Raw genomic sequence first — 19345 nt, forward strand, 5'->3', positions numbered from 1 at the left:
TAAACTCCATGAATCGGGAATTAGTAAAATTTACTACAACGACCGAAGTGTAAACCAATTCATAAATACAGTCATGCATTTTCTTTTTACTCCTTACTTAATTTTTAATCTTTAAAAATCAATAAGTAATCGTCATACATTTATCACTAAAATGCAGAACCAAAATACCTTGCAATCCACACTGCCGAAGTAGCTTGACTTGTTCGCGGACGAATTGTCACTCTCAAGAAAAAAATTCAGGGGCTCTTGTTTTTTAATCGCTTTTGATTACCCTATCCACTCGTTCAAATCTTTTGTCCCTTGCTAGGATTATTTATGCAAAATTACATCTGTGCGCTTTTTTTTATTTTAGGTTGTATCTCTACTTATGCTCAAACAAATCAACCTAAATTGATCATACAACTCGTTATTGATCAGTTACGTGGTGATTTAATTTCCCAACATCAACACCAATTTGGTGCTGATGGGTTTAATTACTTATTGAGCCATGCTCTTGATTATCATAATACACACCATCCTCATGCCAATACAACCACATGTGCTGGTCATGCTACAGTTGCCACAGGAAGTTTTCCGGCATTGCATGGCATCATTAATAATGAATGGTACGACCGAACAACACAACAAATGATCTATTGTATGGAAGATTTAAAGGCCAATATTCTTCCCACTCCTCACACCCATATTGCCATACCTGGCCGCTCACCTAAAAATTTATATACTTCTACTTTGAGTGATGAAATCATCCTGTCTCAAAAAGGGCGTGCTTTTGGAGTTTCTTTAAAGGATCGTTCAGCAATTACCCTGGCAGGTCATGCTGGCAAAGCATTTTGGTTTGATACTACTAATGGCGGTTTTATTACCAGTGACTATTACTACACCCAATACCCTGAATGGGTCAAAAATTGGAATAAAAACTATCATGCTGAAGATTTTGATTGGATTTTAAGTCGACCTAAATCAGAATATCGAAATACAAACTCCCCCAAATTTCATCATGAAGATGAGCTTTTTGGACAAACTTTTCCACATCATGTAACTCAATCTCCAAGCCCAGAGTACTTTAAATCCTTATCAAGAACCCCTAAAGCAGATCAATTAACCGCTGATTTTGCAGAGCATCTCTTAAGCGAAGAACAATTGGGCAAATCTCCTGATCAAACAGATTATCTGGCTATCAGTTTCTCCGCAGTCGATGCAATTGGTCATCAATTTGGCCCCAACAGCCTGGAGGCAGAAGATAATTTACTTGAGTTAGATAAGACACTCGCCCATCTTTTTGCAGCCATCGACAAACAAGTTGGCTTAAATAATACCCTTATTGTACTGACTGCTGATCATGGAGTAAATGATGGACCAGCTTATCTTAAAGCGCATCATTTTGAAGAAATTAACCCAATTAATATTCCTGAAATGGAACAATACATCCACAAGGCATTAAAAAAACAATACAAACTCCCAGAACAAGCACTGATGTCTATCGCCCCCCCTTTTATTTACCTCAACAATAAACTAATTACTCAACACAAACTCAAACCGGATGATGTAAGGCATTTTCTAGCCCAATCCTTAACCCTAAAACCTGGAGTATTTAAAGCATATACATTACCTATTGCACACATTGAAAAAGATTGGCTAAGTGCTAAAGTAAATAAAATGTACTATCCTTATCGCTCTGGAGATGTGTATATTATTCAACCACCTAATCAATCTTACGGGTTAAAAAGTAAAGACCGAGTTGCTCACGGAAGTCCTTGGCAATACGATAGTTATGTACCTTTATTATTTGTACATCCATCCTTTAAACCACAGCGCATTTTTCGGCCAACCTACACAACTGATATCGCCCCAACTTTATCAGCATTGCTGATGATAAAATATCCCTCTGCAGCAGTCGGACAACCTTTGTCAGAAGTAGTGCATGCTTTTTAATTAACATGCGTTCGACATAAAAGGTATAAAATAGCCTTTTATGTCGCATAACGAACGCTATCCCCTAAAGCTTGTCCCTAGCGAAAACAAAGATGCATAGCATTGATACAAGATCCAATTCTCAATAAAAGCACATCAATATAAAAGTTTAATTATTTATAGAAGCACACCCATGAATTTAACGTCAGTTATGGATAAGAGATCGAGTTATTACTTCGAACTATTCGGACTTTGTTTTATCTCCACACAATTTAAAAAGAGGTTCCCAGTCCCTCTTTAGGGCCGTTCAGCCTGAGGAGGGGCAAAATACACCGTCTCGAAGGCCTGGTATAAGGCTTAGCGACAGCGCTTTGCGCTTCCTCAGCCCGAACGGGTCGTGATCGTAAGTAAGTGGTTATAATTACATCCTTATTCATAACTTACGTTAAGTTACGAGAAGAGAGGCCCAATTAAAGATTGAATTTGACCTAAAAAACCTTTACTATTTGCACGAAATTTTTAGCGATATCATCATGAACAAACAAGCAATAATTATTGGGATTTCAGGCCCTTCTGCATCAGGTAAAAGTCTTTTAGCGAATACTATTGTTAGTGAGTTAGGTTCAGAACAAGTAGTAGTTATCTCTGAGGATGCCTATTACAAGGATCATGGTCATTTGCCTTTTGTTGAAAGGGAAAAAATAAACTACGATCATCCAGATTCATTTGACCATGCTTTACTTTGTGAACATTTGCGTCAGTTAAGACAAGGTAAAACAGTTGAAATTCCTATTTATTCTCACTCCCAACATCTTCGCCTACCTGAAACGAGAGCTATTGGTCAACACGCTATCATTGTTCTTGAGGGAATTTTACTCTTTAGTGATAAGGAGTTACGTGACATAATGGATATTCGAATTTTTATGTCTACCCCTCTAGATGTATGTTTGACCCGACGTTTAAAAAGAGATGTTGTGGAACGACATCGAACCTTTGAATCAGTTGTACATCAATATGAAACAACCGTACGCCCTATGTATTTGCAATTTATTGAGCCTTCAAGCCGCTATGCAGATATCATTGTGCCTCGTGGCGGAGAAAATAGAATTGCTATTGAAATGATTCAAGCTAAAATGCGTGAATTATTGGCATCACACACTAATTAGAATTATGGGAGAAAATGGTGGGATTTTTAGCGGGTAAAAAAGCACTCATTATTGGTTTAGCAAGTAATCGCTCAATTGCATACGGTATTGCCAAAGCATTTCATGAACAAGGGGCTGAGTTAGCATTTACCTATCAAAATGAACGCTTACAAGATCGTGTAGAAAGCATGGCAGCTGAATTCAATTCCACGCTAACATTCCCTTGTGATGTAGCCCATGATACAGAAATCGAAGCCTTGTTCTCCAATTTACGTAATCATTGGAATCAATTAGATATTCTAATTCACTCAGTTGCTTATGCCCCGGCAGATCAAATTAGTGGTGATTTTGTTGAGTCTTGTACACGAGAAGGATTTAAAATTGCCCATGACATCAGTGCATATAGCCTTATTGGCCTTGCAAAGTCGGCATTACCCATGATGGAGGAAACTCAAGGCTCTCTTTTAACCCTCTCTTATTATGGCGCGGAAAAAGCAGTACCTAATTATAATGTAATGGGAGTTGCAAAAGCCAGCTTAGAGGCTTCGGTGCGCTACTTAGCGGCAAGCTTAGGTCGTAAAGGGCTAAGAGTTAATGCTATCTCAGCAGGACCGATTAAAACCCTTGCGGCTGCGGGCATTAAAGACTTTCGTAAAATTCAAAATGCTTATGCCCAAATTACTCCTCTTCAGAGAAACGTAACTATTGAAGAAGTTGGTAACACTGCTGCATTTTTATGCTCTAACTTAGCCTCAGGAATTACCGGTGAGGTAGTACATGTTGATGCCGGTTATCATGCGGTATCTACTATGAGTGATCTCGGTTAATTTCGATCATTACCTACCCTTTTCGTGACCTGGCTACCACCTTTCGGCGATAGCCATAAGTTTCACAAAATTCATCTAAATATCCGCTTCTTCTGGAGAGTATGGGCTGGACGTACTGCTACAAAAGCGGTAACTGGAGAGTGCTACACCACCTCAGGGGCTCTGTCGAAAGATCAGATAATCTTTGCTGCCTCTGATAAATCCTGGTTGCAAGCAACCAGGCTACGCTTGCTGCGTATGTAGCGATCGCCACGTTTACTGATAGACATGAAACACTGCTTTCCTCCACTGGAATGCTCTTTAGGAACTAATCCCAAGAAAGCAGCAAAATGACGCCCATTTTTGAAATGAGTGGGATTGCCCATCGTTGCATCTACAGCACTTGCTATTATTGGGCCGACTCCTGATAGCTTCATCATGCGCTCGCACACAGGCAGGGACAGCTGCTTTTAATAAAGGATTAAACTCTCCCTCAACTAGAATTAAAATGCAACCATTTTTACTAAGTTCATATCCATCGGAATATTGCTTCAGTAACTCATTTATTCTTAATTGATATTCCTGCCTCGTAGTTATTTTATCGAAGTTTTTATATTCATGATAACCACAATTATTATATGAATGATAAAAGCCATCTGATGGAATTGAAATACAATCATACAAAAATTCGATCATATCGAAAACATCATCTTCCATATAATCTCCAATATACTCCTCGATAGGCCATAGATGATTGCTTCCCAACTTGAACAATAAGCGTGATGCAATAGAGAGATTATCCCCTAAAATCCCTGGAGCATTTCCATACAGCAGAATGGTTTTGCTATTTTCTGTGTTTATTATATTCTTGTATTTTTATATCTGTATTATATTGTGAGAGGGAATATACGACCCATAAAGCCGCAGGGATTCAACCAATAAGGGTTATTTGTAATATCAAACAAACAATCCCAGCTATTGAGCGACCAATGGTGAAAAATACTGAAAACGATAGGAATACAGCTAAAAGTAAACGCCTTTGAACTCTATCTTTAATATATTTTCATCTCATTGTATTCATTTGATGCATGTTATTCAATGCGTGCTTATCGATTTAGAAATTTTGAGAATTACAGATAAGGGTTAAGGTTTTGTGTTCTTGATTATTGCCTCGGAAATGGGGAGAGCCGAAGAGCCTACATGCGATCGGTACCAAAAGTGGTACCGAATATTTGTTTGGGATTTTAATTCACATGGCACAATCGAGACTGGTTTATCAAACGCTTGTACTCGATCGTTAATTGCACCAAGTGTGTCTTTATAGAAGGAAAGATTAGCCTTTTTTGTAGTAGCCCATTCATATCCCGATTTAAAAACTTGGGCAACTGATTCAAATAAGCTAGCATTATGACGTTCGGAAAGGGCTATTTTTACACCATAAAAAAAACCACTAATACTTGCAGATATTCCTTGAATAAAACTAGACAATATATTTTGTCTAAAATAGGAAGAGTTTTCTTTGCGATACTGTTTTAATATTTCTTGTCTTTCTTCTACTGAATGAAAAGGATTTTGACAAAGCTTATTAAGCATATTAGTCGTAGATTTTGCTATGTTTTCTACATCTCTTGGCATTTTAAGAGAGCCATCATTTTCTACAAGTACAGATTTTCTATATGAAGTAAAAAGTGATGCGTAAAGAGAGTCCGAATTTATATCGTCTTCTGATCCTAGGGATTCAATAAATTCATTTATTTTAGGTTCAAGTGTATCATTTTGATTACGAAATTCTTTTTCAAATTTTTTCACAGTATCACTTAATTCTTTTAGAGTTGGGTGCTCTTTTAGTATATTAACAAAAGCTCCAGATTCGTTGGGTAATAATGGATCGTTAATTGAAACTCCTGTCTTTTTACTCACTAAACCTCCTCCTGAGGCTTGATGCATAGCTTTTGTGTAAAATGTTTCAAACCCTAGTTCATTCAATTGTGGTTCAGTTAGTGAAAATTTTGTCATTAATGTAGTTTTTAAATCATCCATTGCAGTTTTAAGTTTCTTTGTATTTAAATTATCATCCATCCTATTAATTTGTAATTTGACCGCTAACATTTTTTTTTCTAATTCTATTTTAAGTGATGCACCCGAAATAGGCTCGATCATATTTCCTAATTTGGCATTGAAATTAATAAATTTCTTATTTAATATTATTCTATAGCTGTCTAATCGCACTTGTTCTGAATCTTGCCAAGTATATGTAACTTTACTTCCTGGCTCTTGATGTTTATAAAATGACTCGGGTAATTTGATCAAATGAGACAATCCATCATATTCTCTTTTTAAAGTGGTTATTCCTTCAGTTTTTATTTTTTCATAATCAATTACAACATTCCTATGTCTGCCGGAGACGCTAGCAGGAATCCCTATTTTACCCAAGTATGAATGAAATCTTCCAGCAAAACTACTTTCACCTGTTGGTCCTCCTCTACCAGCATTACACATCTCGCAATTAATTTTCAAAGGATGATTAGCGTCAAAGTTCTCTTTATTAATGCCCCCAGCCAGAAAATCTGCTATTTCAGTGTGGAACGCACCAGGAATATAGGCATCATTCGGGCTTCCATGCCCCCATATGTAAATGTTATCTTCAGAAGTTAAACTATGTAGAACTTCTTTTTCATCCTCAGTGGGGGTCTGATGCTCTCCATAAGTCATATAATTATCTTCAAACACGTCAGCAGGATATATAATGTGGACATCAAGATCATCGCCGCTGCCAGGATTTTCCTCATTAGCTTTAAATCTTTTTCTAGAAATAAATGCATCTATCTCGCTTCTTTCATTACTATCACAGCACAGAATAACTAATTTTTTGTTAGGCATAATATAATCTTAGATTTAATCTAAACACATTACATTATAGAACAAATATGATGCATAGTGAGCGCAATTTAATCAATTGGTTGGTTTTCACGCTTTTTTAATACTGAGGTTTATAGGGTATATCCGCATATCCAGCTCTATCTGACAATGAACGCGCTAAGACGCATTGTGGCAGAATGATATTTTATATCAGGAGTTTGAGATCTATCTTTATTTACTTAATGGTTCTTCGGTTACTAACTTTGCTTATATAGCTAATTCTGGTAATAACACCGTTTCAGTATGCACCGTTGCGGCCAATGGTATTTTTTCCAACTGCGTTGGCGCAGGTATTTCTTTCACCAGTGCTCCAATGGATATTCTTATTAACGGCAATGGTTCTTCCACTTCTGCCAAGGCGTACATTACGCTGCCCAGCGCCAAGCAAGTGCAGGTCAATCATTTGAATTTTTGGCATGGTAATCGCTTGACGCTTAGCCTTGTTTTTTAAGTAAGCGGGAACGATTTTAATGATGAGCATTAATTCAAAAATCTCTATGTATGCTTTTATCAGTTTGTCTTCTTGGCCAAGATCATTCGAAATCTTTGAATACTTAATTAGATTACCAGCAAGTCCTGCCAGATAAGGTACTAATGATTTCAGTTTGGAAAATAAAAATTTCTCTTGCATTTAAAGGCAGTATCTACAATGCCTCTAAAACAATGTGAAAGATCCGTTTTGGTTTTTTAAAGATGTATAAGAGTCGCGTGCAACCAGGAACACTACCTATTTAAATGCTTCAGCTGTCCAAAAAGCGAGATCCCTCAATAAGATCATCTTAGACGTAGAGATTCCTCTATATTTATAGTGGAAGGAGCAGCATCTGACGTTTTAAAAAAGCGTGGTTCTTTATTCCTTAATTTAGAGGATGATATATTTTCTTGGGCTTTTGGGGAGTCTTGATTAAGCCCTATCAAATCAAAATAATGCGCAATTTTCGAATCTAAAGCTTTTTTGGCGTAATCCATGGCATTTAGACCAGGTATGTCAGTTATTTTAGTATTAATTTCTGGCTGCTCTAATAAAAATAAAACACTATCATAATCATCACGACGAACTGCTTGGATTAGCAATGTTTCACCTTCATTATTTTGGTGATTAATATTAATCCCGAGATTCTGTAAATGCCGAAAATAGATATGACGATTTTTTCTTTCCTCAAAAGAACAGTCTTTTTTAAGGAGATGAAAAAAAGGCATTTCTCCTTTCGCATCCTCTAGCTTCAGAGATGCACCCGCGTTTTGTAATAATTGAATCCCTTTAATATTTAACGTTTTCAGCATATGAGAAAGTGGTGAAATACCAGAGGGTAAAAGTACATCAGGTGATGCTCCGAGTTGCAAACAATTGTCTAAATCTTCCATGGCCTCAGATAAAACAGCAGATTCCAATGTTGATTGAAGTTGTTCTTGAGTTGAAAAGAATGATAATTGATTTGTTGCACTAAGGATATCAATTGGAGTCATTTGAAATGCATTTTTTACTGTGATGAGCTCTGAGGAAGCGGTTTGCAGTAAGCGATAAATACCTCTGTTTTTTGTAATCGCAGCAAGATGTAAAGATGTGTTTTGATCTTCATCCATTGCTTGAGGACTTAAGCCTATGGACAATAAATAACGGACACTATTAATTTTACCATGTCGTACGGCAAAAAGGAGATGCGAGTCATTTAACTGTTTCGCCTTTCCTAGGCTGTCTTCTGAGCTCAAAGCGAGTTGGATTAATTCAGGGGCATCTTTTAAAATTGCCTGTTGGATAATAGAAAGGGGTTCTTTTGTATGTGACTCTTCGTTATAAAATCCAGGGGTTAACTTAGCAGAATTCATTGCAATATCAATCGCATTTTGATCTAAGTATTTTCCAGCACTTTGAATACAAGCTTGAAGCATTTCCTTAATCGTAGATAATTTAAATGGGTTACTTTGCGCTAATCCCCGTGAAAAATAAGCATTATGTATGTCATTTTGGGATTCTGATTCTATTCGAGCGGCAAGGCACAAATATTTAATGACGAGTTGGAAAGCTGCCGAAGCTTCAAGTGCTTTATCATTTTTGACTAAATGAAGAGCAGCTTTAAAATATAAGTTAGCCGTAATCAGGTATGCGGGGGTGCCAAGCCACTCAGCTTCTTTCTCAAAGGCAGGTAATAAACGAATCAAATTTAAAAATGCCTCCTCCTTTTCTTTAGAAGACATTTGCATGAAACACTCATGTGCATACGCATTGAATGCATGATACGAATGAAAAATAGTTGCGCGCTGTAAATAATGGTTCTTATTTTCAGGATGCCTTAATGATAAGTAATAATTCAGATAACCTAGGGTGATATTCATATCACTTAATCGTGGTGAGTTTCTAAAACGAAATTGGGGAAGATCTTTTACACGAATGGCTTCGCGTTGCGTTTTCCAAAATGCATCAAACTCGGATGAAGCTAATATTTTTCGAATCGTTGGATGTTGGTGACAAAACTCATTTAACTCAGTGAGTTTTAATGTGTTTAAGCGAGATTGGATATCTTCTCGACTCACATCATTTGTGTCTTCAACAAAATTTTCTAACTGCGTTTTTAGCAATAATAATTTAACAGTTTGATTATTTGTCATAAAATACCGATCAACAATATTTGCTCAAAATGTACCATAAAAAAACATATCTATCAAGACTGAAATATTTTCTTATTTGCAGCATACCTTTTATTTTGCACCGGTATCAAGTGATTATTTGTTTGGCAGTGAATGGAATAAATCAAATCTTAAATGTTAACTCATCGTCTGGTGGCGTTTTATTAGGTTCTATCTTAACAACATTTGTAGGCAAACTTTCTACTGATCCTTGACTTTGTGTTAGGGTATCAGACACACTTGCCTCTAAGTCCTTTCGTTGTTCCTCCAATTGTTGATCCTCATGTTCTAAAACACCTACTTCTTCCCAATTTTGCTGTAGCACTGGTGGTCCAAGTCGGAGCATTGGATTATGGTGGCGTGTTGGCATTAAATCATATACTTGATGTGATTCCTTAAGCATAGCCAAACTTTCTACTTTAGCTGTATTGTAATCTGTTGCTGAAGCCCCATGTTTTATACAATTATCCAAATATTCAATTAATGCTTTTTGATTGGTGTTTACTGGATTTTTCACAAATCGCATCAATACATGATTTAAATCATTCAGTCTATCCAATTTAACCGCAGCTTCATAGGCTTGGGAAAGTTTATCTTGCATGCCTGCTTGCAATTCTTTAACCGTTATTAAGTTCAATATTATTGGTCGTAACTTTTGTTGTATATCAAGTTGTAATTTAAGCTCAAGGTGTTTCGCAAATCCCGGATTTCCTTTGATAGCATGGAGAGTGTCATACATTACTTCGACTTGTCGTGCAGGTTTTTCTTTATTAAGCAGTATTTGAGCTTGATAATGTTCAATTAATTTTTTGGCAGAGTTAAAATTATTGCCCGAATAACCAGCACTCATAAGCTTTATACTATTCATATCAAGATAATCTTTCTGCTTACTATCCGTGACAAAAGGTGTGCGTTCTGGATAAATACTGTTTTCATTGATTTTTTTTAATTCTTCCTTCGGAAGGATTAATGTATTTCCATTCTTTTTGCATAAATCTAAGTTAACACCTGCGCTTCGAAGAATATTAATAATATGCTCCCGATTAAATTCACTAAAGGTTAAGCGCATATTCTCGCCACTCTCTTCAATAGCAGTAATCCGAATTGAGTTTCTTGTAGTCCATGGGTGTCGATAAGGACGACCATCATCAGAAAATAATACTGGATTATTGACCAGCTTTTCTAATTCCAAGGCAGGTTTTATTTCATCTTTATGTTTTAAAAAGAGTGCAGGAGTCATGGGTGCTTTATTCATACTAGGAAAATTTTTAAACATCGTGTCAAACCGATTGTTTATAGTGCTCTTAATGGTCTCAGCATCCTTTTTTAATTTTAATAATTCACTTTGCTGTTCTTTTAAGAAAGTTAGTTGTTCCTTTTCCTTCCTGCTTAATGATGCAATTTGATTAAGACTATTAATCTTTTGTTGAGTACTTTTTAGATTTGAATCATGGGTTTCGATAATGTTATCCATCATCGTATTGATTCTTTCTTGATTATTCAGAAGATGAATAACTCCATCAAATTTAGCGTCAAAAGAGGAATCTTCAATAAGACTCCGATTTCTACCTTGATTATGACGAGAGTGCCGTTTCATCCCAGTAGGAATCATACTGAGGCGGGTATCAAAATCCATTTTATCTTTACTCATAATCACCTGATCAAAGATATAGAGATCTTTACCCCTAATGATGGCTTTATTTTGATTATAAGCACCTACAAAATCCGTATCATTACAAAGAAATGAAAATGCTGCTTTGTCGCCAAAATCATTGAGTGTCGTGTCACAATGTAACCCATTCCCTACTGGAGTAATGGTAGAATGATGTAAATAAGGATCACCAATAGTTCCAATTTTTGTTATTCCACTGGGTACAATAATTCTTTGTGTTTCGCCTTGTGCAAATTCTTTCATTAATTGGATATTATCAAAAGGAACATAGAGCGCGGCTTTGCCGTTATGATTCACCATAGTCGACTGGGTGGTTTCAAAACCAAGAATTCGGGCAATATTTAATGCAATTGCTTCGCGTTGTACCTCAATGGTCTTACCATGTTTTGGTAACTTAAGTATCCCTTTTGTTTTTAGTTCACAGGCTGAAGTATATTTCTGAAAATCTTCATAAGGAAATTTGCTGCCTTTATGAAATGTTCCACCTTGGTTAGTATTTTTAAATTTGCTACCATCATCCAAAATTTTTTGTAGTTTTGTGATGACCTCATCGCGGGGCGTAACCGATATTTTTTCAGTGACCCCACCCGCAGATTCCGCCATCGTGCAAAATTGAGAAAGTTTTCCTTGTTCATTAGGGATATCAATCACTCCAATCTTTGAAATTTTATCGATATTTTTTAGAAGCGAAAGAATACTCTCAAATTTCTTTTTCTCTATATCATTTTTTTCTTCTTTATACTTTTTCTCAAACCAATCAATGGCATCTTTGAGTTTTTTTGACGATGATATATCTACGTTCGGTAAAACAGTGCTTGCTATCTCTTTTAAGGTTTTAAGTGCTTGTTTTTTTAAATTATCAAGTTCCTGATCCTGACTGATAGGTCGCGATTCTGTGGCTCTGCTGGTGTAATTAGTCAGCGACTTAAACTTCAACAGCTCAACTTCATCCTCAAGAGCGTCCCCATCGTAGACAACAATCTTTGGCGGAATATCATTATTGAAATCAACCGCCTGTCCAATCAGGTGAACAAAATCTTTGTATTCTGAATCTTTAGATGTAAGCTTATCTATACTGAATAAATTAGTATTAATATATTCAATGGATTGACCAATCCATTCATAACGTTCCATATCATCAAGCCAGGACTCCTGAAACTTTTCACCATACATATTTTGTAAGTAAAGTCGTATTAAAGCTTTTTTAATTTCTGGATCCATAACGCTGTTTTCTGTATAAGAGTGCCTCTAATGTGAAGTTTAGTATAAAAATTCTATTTCACACTAAGCAGCAGCAACAATCAGCCCTTAACTCACGTTAATAACCTATAAAAACTTTTTTAATTTTAATGGGATAGCCCTCTATTGAAATTTCCTCAAAAAAGGAAGCAATTATTATGAGTTGGGTACCTATAATCGCAGCTTATTGTTACCTAACCTATAATCTGAGTACACCACTAAACACTCTAATGGAGGATTTATTCGATTTAAAATTATCTAAATTGAACATTCGAGGCCTAAACTCATAATCTACGGCTTAGGCGCATTTGACTCATCATTTTCTATAGCAGTATCTTTAGGACCTAAGTTATGTTTCTGGGCCTCTACTTTTGCACGCGTATCCATTGCACCTATCCGAGTATTAAGAATATCAGTGCGCAACTCGACCTCTGTATCTATTGCATCAGATTTATTCTCAAGTTCTTTTTCCTGCTCTGATTTCGGATTTTCAATTTGTGACTTTCTATGAATCTCATCCCATTTAGAATTAGACATAATCCACCTCAAAAAAATTACTTAATCAAATTATAGCTCATTTAGTCCCACAAAGAACCTCTCATCTTAAAGATTGCTTTTATCCTAAAGCGTTTAGTTCGCGAGCAGCAGCATTACCACTACCACAGCAACAGAGAAAATCCAGTAATAAACAAAATCTTAAACCAAAGGTTCAATCTCTCCATAATTTTTATAGACAACATCCAACGCTTTTAGTGACTCTAATAATGGTTTCATTTTAGCCAAAGGCCAACTATTTGGGCCATCGCTTAATGCCTTGTCCGGATCAGGATGCGTTTCCATAAACAAGCCTGCAATTCCAGCAGCTACCGCAGCACGAGCAAGAATAGGAATAAACTCTCGTTGTCCGCCAGAGGCTCCATTATTGCCACCTGGCAATTGCACTGAATGAGTTGCATCATAAACAACAGGACAACCCGTTTCACGCATTATGGCTAAAGAGCGCATATCGGATACCAAATTGTTATAACCAAAACTTACACCCCGCTCACAGGCCATAATCTGGTCATTTCCTGTGGCTTTTGCTTTAGCAATCACATGTTTCATTTCCCAAGGGGCGAGAAATTGACCTTTTTTGATATTAACAGGCTTATTCATGGCTGCTACTTTTTGAATAAAATTAGTTTGTCTGCATAAAAAAGCGGGGGTCTGTAATACATCAACCACACTAGATACCTCCAGCAAAGGGGTATCTTCATGAACATCTGTTAAAACAGGAACATTAACTTGCTTTTTTACTTTTTCCAAAATAGACAATCCCTTTTCAAAGCCAGGACCTCTATAGCTGGATATAGAAGAACGATTTGCTTTATCAAATGAGGATTTATAAATAAAAGGAATTTGTAACTCACTACATATTTCTTTTAAATAACCTGCAGTTTCTAACGCTAATTCCTCACTTTCAATAACACAGGGACCAGCAATCAGAAATAAAGGGTTACTCAAACCCACTTCAAATCCACATAGTTTCATTCTTTATTTTTTCCTTGATGTTTCTCTCGAGCAGCAAGTACAAACTGTTTAAATAATGGATGACTTGCTCTCGGAGTTGAGGTAAATTCAGGATGGAATTGGCATGCCAAAAACCACGGATGATCGGCTAACTCTACCATTTCAACTAAAGAATTATCCGCGGATCGGCCGGAGATAATCAGGCCATGCTCCACTAAACTTTCAACATACTTGTTATTAACTTCATAACGATGGCGATGACGCTCTATAACTTGTGGTTTCCCATATACCTTACGTGCCAAAGTACCCTCTTCCAATTGGCATAATTGCGCTCCCAAACGCATTGTGCCACCTAAATCAACATTCTCATTACGAAGCTGCTTTGAACCATCTGCCTCCATCCATTCACTAATTAACCCAAGTACCGGATATGGAGTATCTTTATTAAATTCCGTAGAATTGGCCTCTTTTAAGCCAATGACATTCCTAGAAAATTCAATTACGGCGGTTTGCATTCCTAAACAAATTCCTAAAAATGGGACTTTATTTTCACGAGCATACCGAATTGCTTTAATTTTTCCTTCTATACCTCGCTCACCAAACCCACCTGGAACAAGAATAGCATCGGCACTTTCTAAAAGCGATGCACCATGTTTTTCGATAAGCTCAGCATCCAAATAAACAATTTCAACTTTTGTTTGAGTATGAATTCCAGCATGCAGTAATGCTTCATTAATTGATTTATACGCATCGTTTAATTCGATGTATTTACCAACCATGGCAATTTTTACAGTCATGGTTTGAATAGCCTGCATTGCAACAACACGATCCCATTCGCTTAAATCAGCTGGTTTTGCATCAAGTCCCAATTTTTTAACCACAATATCATCTAAGCCATGCTCGGATAATATTCTTGGAATTTGATAAATACTTGGAGCGTCTTCAAGAGGAATAACTCCTTCTTTCTCAACATTAGTAAATAATGCAATTTTAGCGCGATCCGCCATAGGTAATATTTTTTCAGATCGACAAATCAAAATATCAGGTTGAATCCCTATAGAACGTAATTCTTTCACCGAATGTTGTGTAGGCTTTGTTTTTGTCTCACCTGAAGTAGCAATATAAGGGACTAAAGTGAGATGTATAAATAAAGTTCGTTGTGAACCTAATTCAATACGCATTTGACGAATAGCCTCAAGAAAAGGGAGTGATTCTATATCCCCCACAGTTCCACCAATTTCTACCATAGCTACATCAAAATCATCAGCACCTAATTTGATACATCGTTTTATTTCATTGGTAATATGAGGAATTACTTGAACTGTACCCCCTAAATAGTCCCCCCGCCTTTCTTTTTTAATAACCGTTTCGTAAATCTTCCCTGAAGTAAAATTATTACGTTTTGTCATGGTTGTATTCACAAAACGTTCATAATGTCCTAGGTCTAAATCTGTTTCTGCGCCGTCATGGGTCACAAAAACTTCACCATGCTGAAACGGACTCATCGTTCCTGGATCAACATTAATGTAAGGATCAAGCTTAATCAGTGTCACTTTAAGACCACGTGCCTCAAGAACAGCAGCGAGTGACGCAGCCGCAATACCTTTTCCCAAGGAAGATACTACTCCACCTGTAATAAAAATAAAATTTGTCATAATTGACGTATCCTGCTAATTAATTGCCAACAAATGTCCCATTCTCTCTTTTTTAGTTTTTAAATATCTGTGACTTTCCTTAGTAGGCTCTATCTCTAAAGGCACTCTCTCAGTTACCTTTATTCCATAACGGTCAACAGCAGCAATTTTTGATGGGTTATTAGTTAATAATCTTATTGCTTCAATACCAAAATATTTAAGCACTTGATAAGCAATAGCATAATCTCTACTGTCAACGGGTAGACCCAGTTGGTGATTTGCATCAACTGTATCTAAGCCTTGCTCTTGCAAGGCATAAGCTTTTAATTTATTTGCTAAACCAATTCCTCGACCTTCCTGGCGTAAATAAATTAATACTCCTCCTTCTTCCGCAATCATAGAAAGTGATTGCTCAAGTTGTTTACCACAATCACATTTACAGGAACCAAAAATATCTCCAGTAATGCATTCTGAGTGAATACGTACCAAAGGAACTCGATTCGCAAATAAAGACGGTTTAACCAAAGCAAAATGTTCTGCTTGATCCAGCTCATTTGCAAATACGGTCATCTTAAAATCACCCTTATTCTGCAAAGGAATGCGTGTGGATGCCGCAGCATTGACTAACACTTCATGACGAACTCTATATTCAATCAGATCCTTGATGGTAACCAGTGGAATATCATGCTTTTTAGAAAACGCAATTAATTCATCACGGCGACTCATGGTACCATCTTCATTAATAATTTCACAAATCACGGCGGCAGGGGTCAAACCTGCTAACCTGGCTAAATCAACGCTACCCTCTGTTTGGCCCGGTCTTTCTAATACACCTTTTTTCTTGGCCCGTAAAGGAAAAATATGTCCTGGAGAGATAACATCGGCTGGGCCACTTTCAGGATTAATTGCTATCTTAATCGTTTGAGCCCTATCTTTGGCGGAAATACCTGTTGATACACCTTTTGCTGCTTCAATTGATACAGTGAATGCCGTCCCATAAGGCGATTTATTATTTTGTGCCATCATCGGTAATTGTAATTTATCAATGAGCTCATCAGCCATAGACAAGCAGATCAAACCACAACCTTGTCGAGACATAAAATTAATTACCTCGGGAGTTGCATATTCTGCAGCTACAACCAAATCTCCTTCATTTTCCCTCTCTTCATCATCCATTAAAATAATCATTTTACCGGCTTTGAGTGTTTCCACTGCATGTTCTATTGTAACTAATGAATGCTTCATAACGCGACCTCATTTGTTTCATCCTCCCGCCAATCCAAACATGCTATCATGTTGTCCTCCATAGCATGCCAAGAAACAGTATGCGCTCGGCTAAATACCCCACTTTGTTGGTACGCTGAAATTGCACTGTGCTCCAAACTAGTGGGAACAATATATAAATAAGTTCGATGAACTAATCCTTCCCGATGTAATGCACTAAAAAGAGCACCACCTGCTTCCACCCAAACATCATGATATCCCAATGCCCCTAAATGCTTTATTACCGCATCTAAATCCATCACACCATTTTTTTCAGGCATTCGATGAAAGGTACTATTGGGATAAAAAATTTTCTGCTCATTACAATGAAAAACATGGCAATGCGCCGCTGTTGAAAAAACTCTAGCCTCTTGATTAAGACCTAATTGTCTGTCAATAATTGCTATCGTTTTTTTCTGTTCTTCATTGTCCAAGCGAACATTCATTCTAGGATTATCCAACTGCACTGTTCTAGCTGTAGTAAGAATTACATCAGCAGCCGCTCTCATTTGGTGAGTAAATTGTTCACATAAAGTATTCGATAGGATAACACGTTCTCCTTCAGCTTGACCAATTTTACCATTTAATGTTTGTGCTATTTTAACAGTGATCCTAGGTTTTTGGGTTAAGGTCCAATAAGTATAACTTTTATAAAACTCAGTAATTTCTTCTATGGGGTAATGCGTCACCTTAATTCCTCGTGAACGCAACTTTTCTGAAGAGTTATTTTGCGCAACAATCGGATTAGGATCTAAATATGCAAAAACAACCTCTTCAACACCATGATTAATAATTGCATCCACACAAGGGGGGGTTCTCCCCCAATGATTACATGGCTCGAGAGAAATATACAAACAAACTCCTGGTGTTTTAGGAGGAATTTGTGTTAACAATAATTGTTCTGCATGTGGAGTCCCTGCACCTCGATGACATGCTTGTGCTATAATAGTTCCATTTTGCACAGCAACAGCACCAACACAGGGATTCGGGGCGCAATGGCCTTGTCCAAGACGGGCTTGTGCGAGTGCTGCGAGCAAAAACTTTTTGTGCATTATTGAGTACCTTTATAAAATGCTAGTAACTGCTCACACATTTAATAGCTCATCGTCCCAGAAAGCGGTCTGAGATAACGACGAGAGAATGAGTAGTTACAATGCGTGAATGATAACAAATTATTCAATTTTTGAGTAGCCTAATGATTAAATTGAACATTAAGAAAAACATCCACTGGATTTTATTAATCAGTATTTTAACCCAGTCTTCTTTCGCTGTTGAAAGATTATCACCTTATTCAACAAGCGAATTAGAACAATTAGAAAAAGAGTTTATCCAACAAATTAATCAATCAGAAAGTGTGGAACGAAATCCCTTAGCATCCCAATATATTAATCACATTGGAAAAAATCTTGCTCAAGTGGGACATATTAAACCACCTGATTTCTTTATTGTGAAATCAAATGAAATCAATGCCTTTGCAGGCCCAGGTGGACATATTGGCATTAATTCCCAATTAATTTTAACCACTACCAGTGAAAGCGAACTTGCTGGGGTCATGGCACATGAAATTGCGCATGTGCGTTTGCATCATCTCTACAGCATGATAGAACATCAAAAACAAATGCGTATTCCTATGCTTGCCACTGTACTGGCCTCTGCTGCATTAGGCGTAATCAATCCCACTGTAGGAATGGCGGGAATGATGGGAGCCCTATCAGGATTTTCACAAGATAATATCAACTTTGCTCGATCCAAAGAAAAAGAAGCCGATAGAATTGGGATCGATATGCTGATTAAGGCTGGATATAATCCCCATAGCATGGCTGCTTTTTTTAAAAAAATGCAGGAAAACTCACGTTATTATTATACTGCAAATGTACCCGCTATTCTGCGCTCTCATCCTTTAGATGGAGACAGAATCGCAGAAGCAGATAGTCGCACTGCATCATTTGCCCACAAAAAGTATCCGGACTCTAATGATTATGCCTTAGTCAAAGAGATAATTCGCACCTCTGTCATACGCGATCCTAAACGTTTACTTGATTATTACGAACATCAATGTACCAAAAAAACCCCTGCTTATGCCTGTCAATATGGGCATGCACTTGCACTAATCAATACCAACAAATACAGCCAAGCCTCTGTAATTCTGGCTCCCTTATTAGAACAACACGACAATCTCTATTTTCAAATTGCTATGGCACAAGCTGAAGCAGGTTTAACACAATATAAATCAGCACTTTCTCGATTAGAGGAAATGCAAAAGAATTATCCAGACAATTATGCTGCACTTATGGCTTATGCTGACGGTTTACTGGCTGCGAATCAAAATGAAAAAGCAATGACTATCTTGCTTAAAGGAAGTAGGAAATACAAACAGGATCTGCCTCTTTGTCGTCAGTTAGCTCAAGCACAAGCTCAAGCCCATAAAAAGGGATATGCTTATTTTACTCAAGCCCAATGTTTGCTTCTTGAAGGACAAAAAAGAGCCGCGGTAGCTCAACTAAAAGTTGCTCGTAGTCTTGCCAAAAATGATCCTTATTTATTAGCACGAATCTCAGCTAAAATTGATGAAATTGTGAATTAAATAAACTTAGACCTATTGAAAGAGCGTCCTCAGCTGCA

Annotated in this window: 13 protein-coding genes and 1 pseudogene; 4 read left to right on the forward strand and 10 right to left on the reverse strand. The window is 37.0% G+C overall.

The genetic code is table 11. The features are described 5' to 3' along the window. Positions 1-315 precede the first annotated feature (315 nt). The 3 genes from DYH34_RS12495 to DYH34_RS12505 all read left to right on the forward strand — a co-directional run bounded on the left by DYH34_RS12495 (position 316) and on the right by DYH34_RS12505 (position 3883). Positions 316-1932, forward strand: a complete 1617-nt coding sequence (locus tag DYH34_RS12495) for an alkaline phosphatase family protein (RefSeq protein ID WP_058464750.1) — start codon at positions 316-318, stop codon at positions 1930-1932. Between the two features lie 512 nt (positions 1933-2444). Continuing rightward, positions 2445-3077, forward strand: a complete 633-nt coding sequence (gene udk / locus DYH34_RS12500) for a uridine kinase (protein WP_058464751.1) — start codon at positions 2445-2447, stop codon at positions 3075-3077. Positions 3078-3091: 14 nt separating this feature from the next. Continuing rightward, complete coding sequence (locus DYH34_RS12505; protein WP_115342617.1) at positions 3092-3883, forward strand: enoyl-ACP reductase FabI; 792 nt, start codon at positions 3092-3094, stop codon at positions 3881-3883. A 230-nt stretch (positions 3884-4113) separates the two neighbouring features. Here DYH34_RS12505 and DYH34_RS12510 read toward each other — a convergent pair. The 10 genes and pseudogenes from DYH34_RS12510 to ribD all read right to left on the reverse strand — a co-directional run. Continuing rightward, positions 4114-4314: pseudogene (locus DYH34_RS12510) on the reverse strand (transposase); the annotation flags it as partial. Positions 4315-5005: 691 nt separating this feature from the next. Then, entirely contained in the window at positions 5006-6742 is a 1737-nt protein-coding gene (locus DYH34_RS12520; protein ID WP_058465603.1) for a hypothetical protein, read from the reverse strand. Between the two features lie 277 nt (positions 6743-7019). Further along, complete coding sequence (locus DYH34_RS18420; RefSeq protein WP_058465602.1) at positions 7020-7412, reverse strand: DUF4143 domain-containing protein; 393 nt, start codon at positions 7410-7412, stop codon at positions 7020-7022. 143 nt (positions 7413-7555) lie between these two features. Further along, positions 7556-9388 carry a DUF5630 domain-containing protein gene (locus DYH34_RS12530; protein ID WP_238589536.1) on the reverse strand — a complete coding sequence of 611 codons (1833 nt, stop codon included), beginning with the start codon at positions 9386-9388 and terminating at the stop codon, positions 7556-7558. Positions 9389-9530: 142 nt separating this feature from the next. Then, positions 9531-12299: a hypothetical protein gene (locus DYH34_RS12535; RefSeq protein ID WP_058465601.1), complete on the reverse strand. Its 2769-nt coding sequence runs from the start codon at positions 12297-12299 to the stop codon at positions 9531-9533. A 309-nt stretch (positions 12300-12608) separates the two neighbouring features. Next, positions 12609-12854, reverse strand: coding sequence for a hypothetical protein (locus DYH34_RS12540; RefSeq protein ID WP_058465600.1), 246 nt, complete (start codon positions 12852-12854; stop codon positions 12609-12611). Positions 12855-13013: 159 nt separating this feature from the next. Continuing rightward, a complete protein-coding gene (kdsA, locus tag DYH34_RS12545; protein WP_058465599.1) occupies positions 13014-13847 on the reverse strand; it encodes a 3-deoxy-8-phosphooctulonate synthase in 834 nt (277 codons plus the stop codon). Next, on the reverse strand, positions 13844-15481 hold the full coding sequence (locus DYH34_RS12550) for a CTP synthase (protein WP_058465598.1): 1638 nt from the start codon (positions 15479-15481) through the stop codon (positions 13844-13846). The genes kdsA and DYH34_RS12550 overlap by 4 nt, the downstream gene beginning before the upstream one ends. Before the next feature lie 15 nt (positions 15482-15496). Beyond that, on the reverse strand, positions 15497-16705 hold the full coding sequence (locus tag DYH34_RS12555; RefSeq protein WP_058465597.1) for a bifunctional 3,4-dihydroxy-2-butanone-4-phosphate synthase/GTP cyclohydrolase II: 1209 nt from the start codon (positions 16703-16705) through the stop codon (positions 15497-15499). Beyond that, entirely contained in the window at positions 16702-17775 is a 1074-nt protein-coding gene (ribD, locus tag DYH34_RS12560; RefSeq protein WP_058465596.1) for a bifunctional diaminohydroxyphosphoribosylaminopyrimidine deaminase/5-amino-6-(5-phosphoribosylamino)uracil reductase RibD, read from the reverse strand. Before ribD ends, DYH34_RS12555 begins: the two co-directional genes overlap by 4 nt. Positions 17776-17918: 143 nt before the next feature. Here ribD and DYH34_RS12565 point away from each other — a divergent pair, with 143 nt between their 5' ends. Continuing rightward, on the forward strand, positions 17919-19307 hold the full coding sequence (locus DYH34_RS12565; protein ID WP_058465595.1) for a M48 family metalloprotease: 1389 nt from the start codon (positions 17919-17921) through the stop codon (positions 19305-19307). The last annotated feature ends 38 nt before the right edge of the window (positions 19308-19345 follow it).

It is taken from the genome of Legionella cincinnatiensis, assembly GCF_900452415.1.
In the GTDB taxonomy this organism is placed as follows: Bacteria; Pseudomonadota; Gammaproteobacteria; order Legionellales; family Legionellaceae; genus Legionella; species Legionella cincinnatiensis.